At 59.1% G+C, this 17,149-nt stretch carries 13 protein-coding genes; 5 read left to right on the top strand and 8 right to left on the bottom strand.

Annotated elements, in window-relative coordinates; genetic code table 11:
* Window positions 1–51: 51 nt before the first annotated feature.
* The gene (gene barA, locus MKS11_RS02675; RefSeq protein WP_004205572.1) at window positions 52–2,802 is read left to right on the top strand and encodes a two-component sensor histidine kinase BarA; all 2,751 of its coding nucleotides are present in this window, start codon (window positions 52–54) and stop codon (window positions 2,800–2,802) included.
* A 227-nt stretch (window positions 2,803–3,029) separates the two neighbouring features.
* Here barA and MKS11_RS02670 read toward each other — a convergent pair whose 3' ends face one another.
* The 8 genes from MKS11_RS02670 to syd form a co-directional block, all read right to left on the bottom strand.
* Window positions 3,030–4,169 carry a glycerate kinase gene (locus MKS11_RS02670; RefSeq protein WP_064150787.1) on the bottom strand — a complete coding sequence of 380 codons (1,140 nt, stop codon included), beginning with the start codon at window positions 4,167–4,169 and terminating at the stop codon, window positions 3,030–3,032.
* A gap of 72 nt (window positions 4,170–4,241) precedes the next feature.
* Window positions 4,242–5,582: a glucarate dehydratase gene (gene gudD, locus MKS11_RS02665; protein WP_032456528.1), complete on the bottom strand. Its 1,341-nt coding sequence runs from the start codon at window positions 5,580–5,582 to the stop codon at window positions 4,242–4,244.
* 18 nt (window positions 5,583–5,600) lie between these two features.
* A complete protein-coding gene (locus tag MKS11_RS02660) occupies window positions 5,601–6,941 on the bottom strand; it encodes an enolase C-terminal domain-like protein (protein ID WP_087770885.1) in 1,341 nt (446 codons plus the stop codon).
* Window positions 6,942–6,943: 2 nt separating this feature from the next.
* The gene (locus MKS11_RS02655) at window positions 6,944–8,296 is read right to left on the bottom strand and encodes an MFS transporter (protein WP_004205562.1); all 1,353 of its coding nucleotides are present in this window, start codon (window positions 8,294–8,296) and stop codon (window positions 6,944–6,946) included.
* A 470-nt stretch (window positions 8,297–8,766) separates the two neighbouring features.
* The gene (locus MKS11_RS02650) at window positions 8,767–9,210 is read right to left on the bottom strand and encodes a flavodoxin (RefSeq protein ID WP_004205560.1); all 444 of its coding nucleotides are present in this window, start codon (window positions 9,208–9,210) and stop codon (window positions 8,767–8,769) included.
* A 4-nt stretch (window positions 9,211–9,214) separates the two neighbouring features.
* A complete protein-coding gene (gene truC / locus MKS11_RS02645) occupies window positions 9,215–10,009 on the bottom strand; it encodes a tRNA pseudouridine(65) synthase TruC (RefSeq protein ID WP_004205557.1) in 795 nt (264 codons plus the stop codon).
* The gene (locus MKS11_RS02640; protein ID WP_002915249.1) at window positions 10,009–10,338 is read right to left on the bottom strand and encodes a YqcC family protein; all 330 of its coding nucleotides are present in this window, start codon (window positions 10,336–10,338) and stop codon (window positions 10,009–10,011) included. Before MKS11_RS02640 ends, truC begins: the two co-directional genes overlap by 1 nt.
* A gap of 632 nt (window positions 10,339–10,970) precedes the next feature.
* A complete protein-coding gene (syd, locus tag MKS11_RS02635; RefSeq protein ID WP_004205553.1) occupies window positions 10,971–11,516 on the bottom strand; it encodes a SecY-interacting protein in 546 nt (181 codons plus the stop codon).
* Window positions 11,517–11,584: 68 nt separating this feature from the next.
* Between syd and queF the strand changes: the two genes are divergently transcribed.
* From queF to MKS11_RS02615, 4 genes are all read left to right on the top strand, one after another.
* Entirely contained in the window at window positions 11,585–12,430 is an 846-nt protein-coding gene (gene queF / locus MKS11_RS02630; protein WP_004205552.1) for an NADPH-dependent 7-cyano-7-deazaguanine reductase QueF, read from the top strand.
* A 111-nt stretch (window positions 12,431–12,541) separates the two neighbouring features.
* Window positions 12,542–13,909: a nucleotide 5'-monophosphate nucleosidase PpnN gene (gene ppnN / locus MKS11_RS02625; protein WP_004205551.1), complete on the top strand. Its 1,368-nt coding sequence runs from the start codon at window positions 12,542–12,544 to the stop codon at window positions 13,907–13,909.
* Window positions 13,910–14,409: 500 nt separating this feature from the next.
* Complete coding sequence (locus MKS11_RS02620; protein ID WP_004205549.1) at window positions 14,410–15,699, top strand: HAAAP family serine/threonine permease; 1,290 nt, start codon at window positions 14,410–14,412, stop codon at window positions 15,697–15,699.
* Window positions 15,700–15,764: 65 nt separating this feature from the next.
* Window positions 15,765–17,132, top strand: a complete 1,368-nt coding sequence (locus tag MKS11_RS02615; protein ID WP_017899189.1) for an L-serine ammonia-lyase — start codon at window positions 15,765–15,767, stop codon at window positions 17,130–17,132.
* Window positions 17,133–17,149: the final 17 nt, after the last annotated feature.

Genomic DNA, 17,149 nt, shown 5'->3' with positions numbered 1-17,149 from the left:
CACCGACGCGCACCGAACGATGATGTCTATATTCTCCCATAATGGAACCGCATGACCAACTACAGCCTGCGTGCTCGCATGATGATTCTGATTCTGGCGCCAACCGTCCTGATAGGGCTGTTGCTCAGTGTTTTCTTTGTCGCTCACCGTTATAACGACCTGCAACGTCAGCTGGAGGACGCCGGCACCAGCATTATTGAGCCGCTGGCGGTCTCCAGCGAATATGGCATGAATCTGCAAAACCGCGAATCCATCGGCCAGTTGATCAGCGTTCTGCATCGTCGCCACTCGGAGATCGTGCGGGCCATCTCGGTGTACGATTCGCATAACCGCCTGTTTGTCACCTCCAATTACCAGCTCAACCCCAGCGACCTGCAGATCCCAAAAGGCGAGGCGTTTCCCCGTCGTCTCAGCGTCATCCGCGACGGCGACATGATGATCCTGCGCACGCCGATCGTCTCGGAAAGTTATTCGCCGGATGAATCCCCCGAATCCGATGCCAAAATGCCGGGCAATATGCTGGGCTACGTCGCGCTGGAGCTGGATCTGAAATCGGTCCGCCTGCAGCAGTACAAAGAGATTTTCATCTCCAGCGTGATGATGCTGTTCTGCATCGGCATTGCGCTGATCTTCGGCTGGCGCCTGATGCGCGACGTCACCGGCCCTATCCGCAATATGGTCAATACCGTCGACCGCATCCGCCGTGGGCAGCTGGACAGTCGGGTCGAGGGCTTTATGCTCGGCGAGCTGGATATGCTGAAAAACGGCATCAACTCGATGGCCATGTCGCTGGCGGCGTACCATGAGGAGATGCAGCACAACGTCGACCAGGCCACCTCCGATCTGCGGGAAACCCTTGAGCAGATGGAGATTCAGAACGTCGAACTGGACCTGGCGAAAAAGCGCGCCCAGGAGGCGGCGCGCATTAAGTCTGAATTCCTGGCCAATATGTCCCACGAACTGCGCACCCCGCTCAATGGGGTGATCGGCTTTACCCGCCTGACGCTGAAAACCGATCTCAACGCCACGCAGCGCGACCACCTGACCACCATCGAACGCTCGGCCAATAATCTGCTGGCGATCATCAACGACGTGCTCGACTTTTCCAAGCTGGAGGCGGGGAAACTCATCCTGGAGAGCATTCCGTTCCTGCTGCGCACCTCGCTTGATGAGGTGGTCACCCTGCTGGCGCATTCCGCGCATGATAAGGGGCTGGAGCTGACGCTGAACATTAAGAACAACGTGCCGGATAACGTCATCGGCGACCCGCTGCGTCTGCAGCAGATTGTGACCAACCTCGTGGGCAACGCCATCAAATTTACCGAGCACGGTAATATCGACGTGCTGGTGGAGCAGCGGGCCATCAGTAATTCTCGGGTGCAGATCGAAATTCAGATCCACGATACCGGCATCGGCATCCCCGAGCGCGATCAGTCCCGGCTGTTCCAGGCCTTCCGTCAGGCCGATGCCAGTATTTCACGCCGCCACGGCGGCACCGGGCTCGGGCTGGTGATCACCCAGCGTCTGGTCAAGGAGATGGGCGGCGATATCTCGTTTCACAGTCAGCCGAACCGCGGCTCCACCTTCTGGTTCCATATCAACCTCGATCTCAACCCGAACGCCATCCCGGATATGCTGAATACCGACGGGCTGGCGGGCAAGCGTCTGGCCTATGTGGAAGCCAACGCGACGGCGGCGCAGTGCACGCTGGAGATGCTGGCCGCCACGCCGCTGGAGGTGATCTACAGCCCCACCTTCTCCTCGCTGGCGGAAGCCCAGTACGACATTCTGCTGGTCGGTATCCCGGTCTCAATGCGCGATTTGTCACCGCACCGGGAAAAATTAGCCAAAGCCTGCGCGATGTCAGACAACGTACTGCTGGCTCTGCCGTGTCATGCCCAGGTTAGCGCCGAAGCCCTGAAACGCGATGGCGTCGCCGCCTGCCTGTTGAAACCGCTCACCACCACCCGTTTACTGCCAGCGCTGGTGGCCACCAATCATGCGACAGCCTCCGCGCCGTTGACGCAGGCCGACAGCCATAAGCTGCCGATGACCGTGATGGCCGTCGACGACAACCCGGCAAACCTGAAGCTCATTGGCGCCCTGCTGGATGACCTTGTGCAGCAGGTGATCCTCTGCGACAGCGGCCAGCAGGCGGTGGACAAGGCCAAGCAACTGCAGATGGATCTGATCCTGATGGATATTCAGATGCCGGATATGGACGGCATCCGCGCTTGTGAGCTTATCCATCATCTGCCGCATCACCAGCTAACGCCGGTTATCGCCGTCACCGCACACGCCCTGGAGGGCCAGCGCGAGAAGCTCCTGAGCGCCGGCATGAACGACTATCTGGCGAAGCCGATCGAAGAAGAGAAACTGCACGCCCTGCTGCTGCGCTATCAGCCCGGAGTACACAGCATCGCCCCGGCGGCGATACCGCCCACAGAGCCGGTCATCGACCATAACCAGACGCTCGACTGGCAGCTGGCGCTGCGCCAGGCGGCGATGAAGCCAGATCTGGCGAGGGAGATGCTGCAGATGCTGATCGCTTTTATGCCGGAGGTACGTAACAAAGTGGAAGAGCAACTGGTTGGCGAGCAGCCGGAAGGGCTGGTGGATCTGATCCACAAACTGCATGGCAGCTGCAGCTACAGCGGCGTGCCGCGGCTGAAAAAGCTGTGCCACACCCTGGAGAGCCAGCTGCGCGCAGGCACCGCCGCCGAGGATCTGGAGCCGGAGCTGCTTGAGCTGTTAGATGAGATGGACAATGTGGCGCGCGAATCGTGCCGGATGGGCGTCTAAAACCGCAGGGCTTCCCGGCCTGCACCCGGCTCGCCAGGTATAGGCCTTCGGGCCGTGTTGTGGGAAGAGAGCCGCTTTTGCGCCGGGCGGCAGCGGTGCCTTGCCCGGCCTACGGTCTGTGCGGCTTGCCGTAAATTTACCCACTTGCGCTGCTGAAACTGGCGGTGCTGGCGGCCTCAACATCGCTGAGACATTCCCGGGAAGCCGCGCCAGCCGGGATCCCTCAATTACAGCTTACCGCCCATCTGCAAAACCGCGGCGACGTTTCGCGCCGTCATCCGCAGATTGGCGGCGGCATTGGCCAGCGCTTCATCCAGAGTGCAGATGGTGTACAACACGCTGAATACCGCATCCAGCCCGTGCTGATGCACGACGCCGACATCGGCGGTCAGGCTGCCGGCAATCCCGATCACCGGTACGTTAAATCGCTTCGCCACCCGGGCCACCCCCACCGGCACCTTACCGTGGATAGTCTGACTGTCGATACGCCCTTCGCCGGTGATCACTAAATCAGCATCCGCCACCCGCTCCGCCAGCTGCAGCGCATCGGTGACAATCTCAATGCCCGGGCGCAGCTGAGCGCCGCAAAACGCATACAGCGCCGCGCCCATCCCGCCCGCCGCGCCGCCGCCTTCCAGGCTCAGCACGTCGCAATCTAAATCACGGGCGATGATCCAGGCATAGTGCCGCAGGCCGCCGTCAAGCCGGTCAATCATTTGCGCCGTCGCCCCTTTTTGCGGGCCGAATACCGCGCTGGCGCCCTGCGGGCCGGTCAACGGGTTGGTAACGTCGCAGGCCACTTCAATCCGACAATCTGCCAGCCGTGGATCCAGCTCGCTAAGATCGATGCGCGCCAGCGTCTCCAGCGCACCGCCCCCTGGCGCGATCTGCTGACCGTCGGCGGTCAGCAGTTTCGCCCCCAGCGCCTGCGCCATGCCGGCGCCGCCGTCATTGGTCGCGCTGCCGCCAATGCCAATAATGATCTGCCGCACACCAGCGTCCAGCGCATGGCGGATGAGCTCCCCGGTGCCCCAGGAGGTGGTCAGCAGCGGGTTACGCTGCGCCGGGGGAACGCTTTCCAGCCCGCTGGCCGCCGCCATTTCGATAAAGGCGCACTGGCGATCGCCGGACAGCCCATAAAATGCCTCTACCGGCTCCCCCAGCGGCCCGGTCACCGTCAGCGGAACCTGATGCCCGCCGGTCGCCGCCACCATGGCTTCCACCGTCCCTTCCCCGCCGTCGGCAACCGGCAGCCTGACATATTCCGCGTCAGGATAAATCTCGCGAAAGCCTTGCTCTATCGCACTGGCTACTTCCAGCGCGCTCAGGCTCTCCTTCCAGGAATCCGGTGCGATCACTATTTTCATCTGCAGTCCTTACTCTGAGCTAACCCTTGTGGCTATCGCGCAATGCCGGCCCCCGCAGAGGCCGGCGGCCTTTTAGCGCACCATGCATGGACGCTTGTTGTCAAAGGTCCAGCCCGGGATCAGGTACTGCATCGCCATCGCATCGTCGCGGGCGCCAAGGCCATGTTTCTTATATAGCTCATTTGCCTGCATTACGCGGTCCATATCCAGCTCAACCCCCAGACCCGGCGTGCTCGGCACCTGCACCATTCCGCCTTTAATTTCAAATGGTTGTTTGGTCAGACGCTGATTGCCCTCCTGCCAGATCCAGTGGGTATCGATAGCGGTGATCTTGCCCGGCGCCGCAGCCGCAACGTGGGTGAACATCGCCAGCGACACGTCGAAGTGGTTATTAGAGTGCGAACCCCATGTCAGGCCAAACTCATGGCACATCTGCGCCACGCGAACCGATCCCTGCATGGTCCAGAAGTGCGGGTCCGCCAGCGGGATATCCACCGACTGCAGGGAGAGCGTATGGCCCATCTGCCGCCAGTCGGTGGCGATCATATTGGTGGCGGTCGGCAGGCCCGTCGCGCGACGGAACTCCGCCATCACTTCGCGGCCGGAGAAGCCCTGCTCAGCGCCGCACGGATCCTCCGCATAGGCCAGCACTCCCTTCAGCTGCTTGCCAATCTGAATGGCTTCTTCAAGCAGCCAGGCGCCGTTCGGATCGAGGGTCACGCGGGCATTCGGGAAGCGCTTCGCCAGGGCGCCGATCGCTTCGGCCTCTTCAAAACCGGCCAGCACGCCGCCCTTCAGCTTAAAGTCGTTGAAGCCATATTTTTCATACGCCGCTTCCGCGAGGCGGACCACCGCATCCGGCGTCATCGCCTCTTCATGGCGCAGGCGATACCACTCGCATTGTTCATCCGGCTGGCTCTGATAGGCCAGCGGCGTGGCGTGGCGGTTACCGATAAAGAACAGGTAGCCCAGCATTTCAACTTCGCTGCGCTGTTGTCCATCGCCGAGCAGCGAGGCGACGTTGACCCCAAGGTGCTGGCCCAGCAGGTCCAGCAGCGCCGCTTCGATTCCGGTCACCACGTGAATGGTGGTGCGCAGGTCAAAGGTCTGCAGGCCGCGGCCGCCGGCGTCGCGGTCGGCGAACTGATTGCGCACCGCGCCGAGCACGTTTTTATACTCGCCCAGCGTTTTGCCCACCACCAGCGGAATGGCATCCTCCAGAGTCTGGCGAATTTTTTCGCCCCCCGGAATTTCACCGACGCCGGTATGGCCGGCGTTATCTTTGATAATCACGATATTGCGGGTGAAGTACGGAGCGTGGGCCCCGCTCAGATTCATCAGCATACTGTCATGGCCGGCAACCGGGATCACCTGCATGGTGGTGACAACGGGCGTGGAAGAGAAAGTCGTCATAGCATCATCCTTTTGTAATTAGTGGCGGCCGAAAACGGGACGTTTGCGGTCGAATGTCCAGCCGGGGATCAGGTACTGCATCGGGCCCGCGTCGTTGCGCGCGCCGCCCGGCAGCGCTTTATAGGCCTCATGGGCTTTGCGCACCTGCTCCCAGTCAAGTTCCACGCCGAGTCCCGGCGCGTCTGGCACGGCAATCTTGCCGTTAATAATCTGCAACGGATTTTTGGTCAGGCGCGCCTCGCCTTCCTGCCAGATCCAGTGGGTGTCGATGGCGGTGGGCTGACCCGGCGCCGCGGCGCCGACGTGGGTAAACATCGCAAGGGAAATATCAAAATGGTTGTTGGAATGGCAGCCCCAGGTCAGCCCCCATTCGTCGCACAGCTGCGCCACTCGTACCGCGCCGGAGAGCGTCCAGAAGTGCGGGTCCGCCAGCGGAATATCGACGGCGTTGAGCATCACCGCATGACCCATCTCGCGCCAGTTAGTGGCGATCATATTGGTGGCGACCGGTAGCCCGGTGGCGCGGCGGAACTCGGCCATCACCTCCCGGCCGGAAAAACCCTGCTCGGCGCCGCACGGATCTTCGGCGTAGGTCAGAACATCCTGCAGCCCTTTGCACAGGGCGATCGCTTCATCCAGCAGCCAGGCGCCGTTAGGATCGACGGTGATGCGCGCGTCCGGAAAGCGCTTTTTCAGCGCCCGGGCGGTGCCAATTTCCTGCTCGCCGGGCAGCACGCCGCCCTTCAGCTTAAAATCTTTGAAACCGTAGCGATCCTGAGCGGCTTCCGCCAGGCGCACCACCGCTTCGCTGCTCAACGCCTGCTGGTGGCGCAGGCGATACCATTCGTGATCGCCCGGCGTATGGTCCAGATAACCAAGGTCGGTTTTCTGCCGATCGCCGATATAGAACAGGTAGCCCAGCACGGTGACGGCATCACGCTGCTTGCCCGGCCCCAGCAGCTCGCAGACCGGCACATTGAGCACCTTGCCGAGCAGATCGAGCAGCGCGGCCTCCAGCGCCGCTACCGCGTTGACTTTCAGTTCAAAGGTCCACGCTCCTTTGCCAAAGGTGGCGAAATCCGCCGCCTGATTGCCTTTGTGTACCTGCTGCACCACGCGATTCAGCCTGGCGACCTCCTGACCTACCACCTGCGGGATCGCCGCCAGCAGCGTCTGGTAGATAACCTCACCGCCAGGGGCTTCGCCCACGCCGGTGTTGCCGGCGTTATCGGTCAACACCACGATATTGCGGGTAAACCAGGCGTTATGCGCCCCACCGATGTTCAGCAGCATGCTGTCGTGTCCGGCCACCGGAATGACCTTCATCTCTGTGATAATCGGGCTGGATTGGGTAGTCATGATTAACGTCCCGCTACAGGTTTCAGTTCAATACGTTTGATGTCGCCCACCAGCACCAGGTAGCTCAGCACTGCCACCAGGGCATGGATGCCGACGTAAACCAGCGCCCCGTTGAACGAGCCGGTGGTGCCGACGATATAGCCGATAGCGATCGGGGTGACGATACCGGAGATATTGCCGAACATGTTGAACAGGCCGCCGGAAAGACCGCTAATCTCTTTCGGCGCGGTATCCGCCATCACCGCCCAGCCAAGCGCGCCGATCCCTTTGCCGAAGAAGGCCATCGCCATAAAGCCAATCACCATCCACTCCACGTTGACATAGTTACACATCAGCATGGTCATAGAGAGCAGCATCCCCAGTACTATCGGCGTTTTGCGGGCAATGTTCAGCGAGCCGGTGCGGCGCATTAACCAGTCAGAGATCACCCCGCCCAGCACCCCGCCGACGAACCCGCACACCGCCGGAACGGAGGCGACAAACCCCGCTTTGAGGATCGACATGCCGCGCGCCTGCACCAGGTAAACCGGGAACCAGGTAATAAAGAAATAGGTCAGGGCGTTAATGCAGTACTGACCGATATAGATGCCGATCATCATCCGCGATCCGATCAGCTGCTTGATTTGGCCCATTTTGACGCTGAACGGCACCTTCTGCGCGCTGCTCTTTTGATCCATGTTGATCAGGGCGCCGCCTTCGGCGATATATTCCAGTTCCTTCTTGTTTACTCCCGGATGGTTGTTCGGATCGTGGATCACTTTCAGCCAGACAAAGCTAATCACAATCCCCAGGCCGCCCATAAAGAAGAAGACGTGCGACCAGCCCACCTCATGCGTCAGCCAGCCCATGATCGGCGCGAAGATAACGGTGGCAAAGTACTGAGCGGAGTTGAAGATCGCCACCGCCGTGCCGCGCTCCTGCGCCGGGAACCAGGCGGCCACGATACGGCTGTTACCCGGGAACGACGGCGATTCGGCCAGGCCAACGAGGAAACGCAGGGTAAACAGCGCGACGATAATGCCAAAGCCGCTGAAGATGTCGACGAAGCCCTGCAGCAGGGTAAACATCGACCAGATGAAGATCGACCAGAAATAGACGCGCTTCGAACCGAAACGGTCGAGCAGCCAGCCGCCCGGGATCTGGCCGATGACATAAGCCCATGAGAACGCGGAGAAGACATACCCCATCCCCACCGGATCCAGGCCGATATCTTTGGCCATTTCCGAACCGGCGATCGACAGCGTCGCCCGGTCGCCATAGTTAAAAGAGGTGACGATAAACAGCATCACCACTATCCAGTAGCGGGCATTGGTGCGCTTTTCAGCCGCCGTCGCCGCCTGACTTAATGAACTCATTGTTGTACTCCTGAATCATAGCGTTTAGCTACGTTCATTCTGAACAGCACAACCTGTAGGGTAATCAGAATGACGTGGTCGTGTTTTGATAGTTGTCGTTATATCTGGCACTGCATTTGTCACTGGCTGGAGCAGTATATGAAGAGGCACACCGCGGCTCACCGTGCATCTACACAGCTTTTATGCCGCTATTGCAGGTGGTTTATGGCGTATGCCTGAAAGAATGGGGGGAAGTTCACGGAAATGAAAAACCAGCGCCGCGGGTGGTCAAAAGGGCAGCAAAAAGAGCCGGAGTGTGAAATACCTCTCTTGACGCGGTGAAACTGGCTAGCTTAACCCATGATATTGCTAAGGATATTGTGCATTTGCCTGAAGGCGTGCGGCCCGAAAAGGGCTACACTTTTGCTGTCCGCGTATCTGGCCGCGACAGCTTGAAAGGGCGCCCTCTGCGTAGGGAGAGGGCAGCGCTTTTATTCTAGCAGGGTAGCCCACTGCTCAACCCATGGATTAGAGACGCTCTCCGGCTCCGGATCTTCGCTGGCGTCAATCTTCAGCATCTCGCCGATGCGCTTCGCGCCCTGCTCCTGCAGTAGCTGATCGAACTTCAGGCCGCCGCCGCAAAAGTTGGCGTAGGTGCTGTCGCCCAGCGCGATAATGCCGTAGCGCAGGTGAGGTTGATACATATCTTTGATGCCCTCATACAGCGGGACGATGCTGTCCGGCAGATCGCCCTGCCCGGTGGTGGAGGTGACCACCAGCACATACTTCCCCGTATAGGATTCCCAGTCGTTGACCTGCGGATCCTCATACACGGTAGCCTTGTGTCCCAGTCCGCTGAGGATCGCTTCTGCTTCTTCCGCAACCAGCAGCGAGTTGCCGTACATGGTGCCGACAAAAATTCCGACTTCCGCCATGCTATTATCTCCCAGGATTGTCCTTATTCTCTTCATCCTGACCGCAGTCGTCGGCAAACTCAACCCTTTCATTTAGCGGGAGAAGCCCGCGCCAGCCAAACTGCGACAGCGCACGCATCCAGACGTCGTCAAAACCGGCGCGCAGGGTCAGCGGCTCACCGGTAAAGGGATGAGTTAACGACAGTTCGCTGGCGTGCAGCATCAGTCGGTGGCAGCCGAAATGCTCCGCGGCGCTGCGGTTTTGCCGCAGATCGCCGTGCTTGCTGTCGCCGAGGATCGGATGACGCAGGTGGGCCAGATGGCGGCGCAGCTGGTGCTTGCGGCCGGTTTTCGGCTCCAGTTCCACAAGCCCGTAGCGCGTGGTGGGATAACGCCCGGTAGCGACCGGCATCTCTACCGTCGCCAGACCACGATAATGGGTCACCGCCGGCTGCGGGCCTTTATCTTCGCGGGCGAACTTATCGGCGATTTTATCCAGCTCTTCCACCAGCGGATAATCGAGCAGCGCCTCTTCCATCAGCCAGCCGCGGACGATCGCATGGTAGCGCTTCTGGATCTGATGCTGCTCGAACTGCTGCGCCAGCAGCCGACCCGCCTCGCTTGACAGTCCCATGAGCAGGACGCCGGAGGTGGGCCGGTCGAGGCGATGGGCGGTAAAAACGTGCTGACCGATCTGGTCGCGCACGGTCTGCATCACCACCACTTTCTCATCGCGATCGAGCCAGCTGCGGTGCACCAGCCAGCCCGACGGTTTGTTGACCGCCACCAGCCAGTCGTCCTGGTAGATTATCTCCAGCATCAGGCCTGCTCACCGGCAAACAGCGCGTCCAGCAGCAGCAGCTCCGCCAGCATGGATTCGCGAACCGGGTGGGCTTGATCCAGCGCCATTTCGTAATACGGCGCAACGGCGAAATTTTGCGGCAGCGGCTGGCCGCTCTCCAGCAGCTGATGCATACGCGGGATCAGGACCCACTGCAGCCACTCCAGCGGCTCCAGGGTATCCAGGCAAAACGGCTTATCGCTGGCGAAGGCGCTGCTGTCCGGCGCCGTCTCCTGCCAGTGCTCTGTTTCGCGCAGCAGGGCTTCAATGGCGCGCAGGCGATCGCGCACGCTATCGTGAAGAGTCATGGGGGAAACCTCGATGAGTTAAAAACCGGGCGCAGGATAGCAAATCCGCAGGAGAAATAAAAAAAGGGAGCACTGTATAAACAGTGCTCCCGGTTCGTTTTGCAGCATTCCCGCTACATTGGTGCTCCCTGCTCGTCCTTGAAAACTTTTCCTGAGGTCTCCTGACCATGTTCATCCATAAACTCGTGCATCCTGCTTTCACACCACCCCGATGTGAAATGACTTATCCTTAAGTTTGTCCCGATCTTCCTGATCCACCGTTCATCCTGAGCGGCTCTCATTCTCCATCCTGGAGGTGTCCATTACGCGATCCTGCGTTATCCTTGCTTCATCCTGAAGCCTGTCCTTGCAACGCCATCCTGGCGGGTCCTGCAGAAGCGCCATCATCCTGATGTTCGCTTCATTTCGCGACTTCCTGTCGACAGACATAGGATCACTGATTCTGCCTCTTCTTACAACCCTTCTTGAGACAATCTCTTAAGATTAGTCCCCACTCAAAAGGACGAAAAAATTAAGATCTAATTTAATACCAATAACTTAACAAAAAAAGATTGGATTAAATTTGCCTTAAATGATGATGATCTCTTACAGGTTTTGTAAGAGATCTCTCACAAATGACCAGGCAGACTGGATTACAGCACCGGCTCAAGCTGGTTGAGGAAACCCGCAAGCGAGGGGGAAAGGGTGAGGCGTTTGGCGGTGCCGAGGGTCTCTTTGACGACTTCACCGCTGAGATTACAGACGGAAATGACATCCAGTTCACTCTCGAGGGTAGCGATGAACAGCGTCGGCGCCAGCTTCAGCCGCTTCTGCACCACCAGGTGCCCGATGAGGTTTTCCTGCACCCGCTGGAAATCCTCTTCACTCCAGGTCTGCAGCAGCGTTAGCGTTTCGCCGGCGAACCGGCCGGTCATATCGCCGGCAAACTGAGTGGTATAATAAGAATGAAGCGGCTGTTGTACCACAATATCCAGGGCGCGTTCAACCGCACTGATATTTTGCGCCAGCGAAAACGGCTGCGGCTGCCAGAAAACGGCCTCGTCCTGGGTGTCGACGACGCAAGGCGACGGGACGCCGTAAAGCTCTTCACTGCGCGGCAGGCTGTGGCGCTGCTGCTGCCAGGCGGCGCAATAACGTTGGGTAAAAGCATGCAGCGCTTCTGCGGTCTGATGGTCCACCGGTTTCTCTCTTCACGTTAGACAGGATACACTGGGGTAATAGTGTACCCGCTTTACTATGGTGAAACATGTCTTCTTACGATAATCATCAGGCGCTGGCCGGCCTGACGCTCGGTAAATCAACCGATTACCGCGATACCTATGACGCCTCGCTGCTGCAGGGCGTTCCGCGCAGCCTTAACCGCGACCCGCTTGGCCTGCATGCCGACAACCTGCCGTTTCACGGCGCCGATATCTGGACGCTCTACGAACTCTCCTGGCTGAACGGCAAAGGCCTGCCGCAGGTGGCCGTCGGCCACGTCGAACTGCCCGACACCACCGTCAATCTGGTGGAATCAAAAAGCTTTAAGCTCTATCTCAACAGCTTCAACCAGACGCGTTTCGCCAGCTGGCAGGAGGTTGAAGAGACGCTAACCCGCGATCTGAGCGCCTGCGCGCAGGGCGAGGTCAAGGTGTCGCTGTATCGGCTGGATGAACTGGAAGGCCAGCCGATTGCCCACCTGCACGGCGCCTGCATCGACGATCAGGATATCGAGATCGATAACTATCAGTTCAGCGCCGACTACCTGCAGGGCGCCGCCAGCGGCAAAATCGTGGAAGAGACGCTGGTCAGCCATCTGCTGAAGTCCAACTGCCTGATCACCCACCAGCCGGACTGGGGCTCGGTGCAGATCCAGTATCGTGGGGCGAAAATCGACCGCGAGCAGCTCCTGCGCTATCTGGTTTCGTTCCGCCACCATAACGAATTCCATGAGCAATGCGTCGAGCGCATCTTTAACGATATTCTCCGTTTCTGCCAGCCGGAATCGCTTTCCGTTTACGCCCGCTATACGCGACGCGGTGGTCTGGATATCAACCCCTGGCGCAGCAACGGCGACTTTTCCCCTGCCACCGGCCGCCTCGCCCGACAATAATAAACATTTTCACAATTTGCGTGCGTTTAGGCGCGCGCAAGGTTGTGAAAACGCCGCTCGCAGGGCTATTGTAATCACAGGAAGACCATAAGCGTCCTGTAAGGAGTTCACTTGATTACACATGTTAGCCCGCTTGGTTCAATGGATATGCTGTCGCAGCTGGAAGTGGATATGCTTAAGCGCACCGCCAGCAGCGACCTGTATCAACTGTTTCGCAACTGCTCGCTTGCTGTGCTCAACTCGGGGAGCCTGACCGATAACAGCAAGGAGCTCCTGTCCCGTTTTGAAAATTTCGATATTAACGTGCTACGTCGCGAACGCGGCGTGAAGCTGGAACTGATCAACCCGCCGGAAGACGCCTTCGTTGACGGGCGCATTATTCGTTCCCTGCAGGCCAACCTGTTCGCCGTACTGCGCGACATCCTCTTCGTGTACGGCCAGATCCACAATACCGTTCGCTTCCCGAACCTCGATCTCGAAAGTTCGGTCCATATCACCAACCTGGTGTTCTCGATCCTGCGCAACGCCCGCGCGCTACACGTCGGCGAAGCGCCGAACATGATCGTCTGCTGGGGCGGCCACTCGATCAACGAAAACGAATATCTCTACGCCCGCCGCGTCGGTACGCAGCTGGGACTGCGGGAACTGAATATCTGCACCGGCTGCGGGCCTGGCGCGATGGAAGCGCCGATGAAAGGCGCCGCCGTCGGCCACGCGCAGCAGCGCTACAAAGACAGCCGCTTTATCGGCATGACCGAACCGTCCATTATCGCCGCAGAACCGCCAAACCCGCTGGTCAATGAACTGATCATCATGCCGGACATCGAAAAGCGTCTGGAGGCCTTCGTGCGCATCGCCCACGGGATCATCATCTTCCCGGGCGGCGTAGGCACCGCCGAAGAACTGCTCTACCTGCTGGGTATTCTGATGCATCCGGATAACAAAGCGCAGGTGCTGCCGCTGATCCTCACCGGACCGAAAGAGAGCGCTGACTACTTCCGCGTGCTGGACGAATTTATCACCCATACCCTGGGCGAATCCGCCCGTCGCCACTACCGGATCATCATCGACGACCCGGCGGAAGTGGCGCGGCAGATGAAAAAAGCGATGCCGCTGGTGAAAGAGAGCCGTCGCGAGACCGACGACGCCTACAGCTTCAACTGGTCGATTCGTATCTCGCCGGACCTGCAGATGCCGTTTGATCCGACCCATGAAAACATGGCCAACCTCAAACTCTCCCCGGACCAGCCGGTGGAAGTGCTGGCCGCCGACCTGCGCCGCGCCTTCTCCGGCATTGTCGCAGGTAACGTCAAAGAGGTGGGCATCCAGGCCATCGAGCAGTACGGTCCATACAAGCTGCACGGCGACCCGGAGATGATGCGCCGCATGGACGATCTGCTGCAGGGCTTCGTCGCCCAGCACCGCATGAAGCTTCCTGGCGGTACCGCCTATATTCCCTGCTACGAAATCATCGCCTGATTTCCGTCCCGCCGGGGCAGCGCCTGTTGCCCCGGCGGGCACGCTTTCTCTGACTTCCAAAACGCGCCAAAAACCTTTCTGTGACTAATCAAACACCTGAATTGTTTTTACATAGCCAATCGTTTGCGTTGGTAAAAACTGCGACAATTATCACTGCAAAAAATGGTTTTAAGCGCAAAAACGTCGACCACTTCTCTTTTTTACAGTAAATCCCTCGTTATTACGCCGCCCCGCTTTTATCTCATATGCTGCAAATGGTAGCCTGCGCGCCACAAATCGCTGGCTGATCACCAGAAACAGGCTGTTGGACTAAAAATACGCACATTGAAAGTGGATTATTGCATTTGAGATCGCGATCACTGATGCATAAACCATATAAATGTATCTTTCCGGCCCAATTATTACGGAGAAAATTTCTAAAAAAACCGTAATTAAACGAATTTCGTGTTACGCAATTGTATTTGTTCATTAGATTTTGTTGATTCCTCCAGGAGATACAGATGGAAACCACTCAAACCAGCACCATCGTTTCGGGCGAAACCCGCAGCGGATGGCGTAAAACCGACACCATGTGGATGCTGGGCCTGTACGGTACAGCGATCGGCGCGGGCGTCTTGTTCCTGCCGATCAACGCCGGCGTCGGCGGCATGATCCCCCTGATTATCATGGCGATTCTGGCCTTCCCGATGACCTTCTTCGCCCACCGCGGTATGACCCGCTTCGTGCTCTCCGGCAAAAACCCGGGCGAAGACATTACTGAAGTGGTTGAAGAACACTTCGGCGTAGGCGCAGGTAAGCTGATTACCCTGCTCTACTTCTTCGCTATCTATCCAATCCTGTTGGTCTACAGCGTGGCGATCACCAATACCGTCGAAAGCTTCATGGCGCACCAGCTGCACATGACGCCGCCGCCGCGCGCTATTCTGTCGCTGATCCTGATCGTCGGCATGATGACTATCGTGCGTTTCGGTGAGCAGATGATTGTAAAAGCGATGAGCGTGCTGGTGTTCCCGTTCGTTATCGCCCTGATGGTGTTGGCGCTGTACCTGATCCCGCAGTGGAACGGCGCGGCGCTGGAGACCCTCTCCCTGAGCGGCGCCTCCGTCACCGGCAACGGCCTGCTGATGACCCTGTGGCTGGCGATCCCGGTAATGGTCTTCTCTTTCAACCACTCGCCGATCATCTCCTCCTTCGCGGTTGCCAAGCGTGAAGAGTACGGCGAAGGCGCCGAGAAAAAATGCTCCAGCATCCTGGCTCGCGCCCACATCATGATGGTGCTGACCGTGATGTTCTTCGTCTTCAGCTGCGTCCTGAGCCTGTCTCCGGCAGACCTGGCTGCGGCGAAAGAGCAGAACATCTCGATTCTGTCTTACCTGGCGAACCACTTTAACGCGCCAATCATTGCCTGGATGGCGCCGATCATCGCGATGATCGCCATCACCAAATCCTTCCTCGGCCACTACCTTGGCGCCCGCGAAGGCTTTAATGGCATGGTGATTAAGTCCTTGCGCGGTAAAGGCAAATCGATCGAAATCAACAAACTGAACAAGCTGACCGCGCTGTTCATGCTGGTTACCACCTGGATTGTAGCGACGCTGAACCCGAGCATCCTCGGCATGATCGAGACCCTGGGCGGCCCGATTATCGCGATGATCCTGTTCCTGATGCCGATGTACGCGATTCAGAAAGTGCCGGCGATGCGTAAATACAGCGGCCACGTTAGCAACGTCTTCGTGGTGATTATGGGTCTGATTGCCATCTCCGCGATCTTCTACTCGCTGTTCAGCTAATTCAGTCAACACCTCCCCCCGCGCCGCTGAACGGCGGCGCGCTTTCCGACAGCACGGGAATACATATGATCAGCGTATTCGATATCTTTAAAATCGGCATTGGCCCTTCCAGCTCCCATACCGTTGGACCGATGAAAGCGGGCAAACAATTTACTGACGACCTGATCGCGCGCGGCCTGCTGGCCGAGGTGAGCAAAGTCGTCGTCGACGTCTACGGCTCCCTCTCCCTGACCGGTAAAGGCCACCATACCGATATCGCGATTATCATGGGGCTCGCCGGCAACCTGCCGGACACCGTCGACATTGACGCCATTCCGGGATTTATTCAGGACGTTAACACCCATGGTCGCCTGATGCTGGCCAACGGCCAGCACGAAGTGGACTTCCCGGTCGATCAGTGCATGAATTTCCATGCCGACAACCTTTCGCTGCATGAGAACGGCATGCGCATCACCGCCCTGGCCGGCGACCAGGTGCTCTACAGCCAGACGTACTACTCCATCGGCGGCGGCTTTATCGTCGATGAAGCGCACTTCGGCCAGACCACCGACGCGCCGGTGGCCGTCCCTTACCCCTATAAAAACGCCGCCGACCTGCAGCGTCACTGCCGCGAAACCGGGCTGTCGCTCTCCGGCCTGATGATGCAGAACGAACTGGCGCTACACAGTAAAGAGGCACTGGAGCAACACTTCGCCGCGGTGTGGGAAGTGATGAGCGCCGGGATTGAGCGCGGCATTACCACCGAAGGCGTCCTGCCGGGCAAACTGCGCGTTCCGCGCCGGGCCGCCGCGCTGCGCCGCATGCTGGTGAGCCAGGACACTACCAACAGCGACCCGATGGCGGTGGTCGACTGGATCAATATGTTCGCCCTCGCGGTGAACGAAGAGAACGCCGCCGGCGGCCGGGTGGTAACCGCGCCGACCAACGGCGCCTGCGGTATCGTGCCGGCAGTGCTGGCCTATTACGACAAGTTTATCCGCAAGGTGAACAGCAACTCCCTGGCCCGCTATATGCTGGTGGCCAGCGCGATTGGTTCGCTGTATAAGATGAACGCCTCGATCTCCGGCGCCGAAGTGGGTTGCCAGGGTGAAGTGGGCGTCGCCTGCTCAATGGCGGCGGCCGGTCTGGCGGAACTGCTGGGCGGCAGCCCGGGCCAGGTGTGCATCGCGGCAGAGATCGCCATGGAGCATAACCTCGGTCTGACCTGCGACCCGGTCGCCGGCCAGGTGCAGGTGCCTTGCATCGAACGCAACGCTATCGCCGCCGTGAAAGCGGTCAACGCCGCGCGAATGGCGCTGCGCCGGACCAGCGAGCCGCGCGTCTGCCTCGATAAAGTCATTGAGACCATGTACGAAACCGGCAAAGACATGAACGCCAAGTACCGGGAAACCTCCCGCGGTGGTCTGGCGATGAAGATTGTCGCCTGCGATTAACCTGCTGGCCCGCCACG

This window comes from Klebsiella sp. K5-45, from assembly GCF_030128605.1.
Taxonomy (GTDB): domain Bacteria; phylum Pseudomonadota; class Gammaproteobacteria; order Enterobacterales; family Enterobacteriaceae; genus Klebsiella; species Klebsiella quasipneumoniae.
Note: the sequence above shows the minus strand (reverse complement) of the source record. Positions and strands in the feature narration are given on the sequence as shown.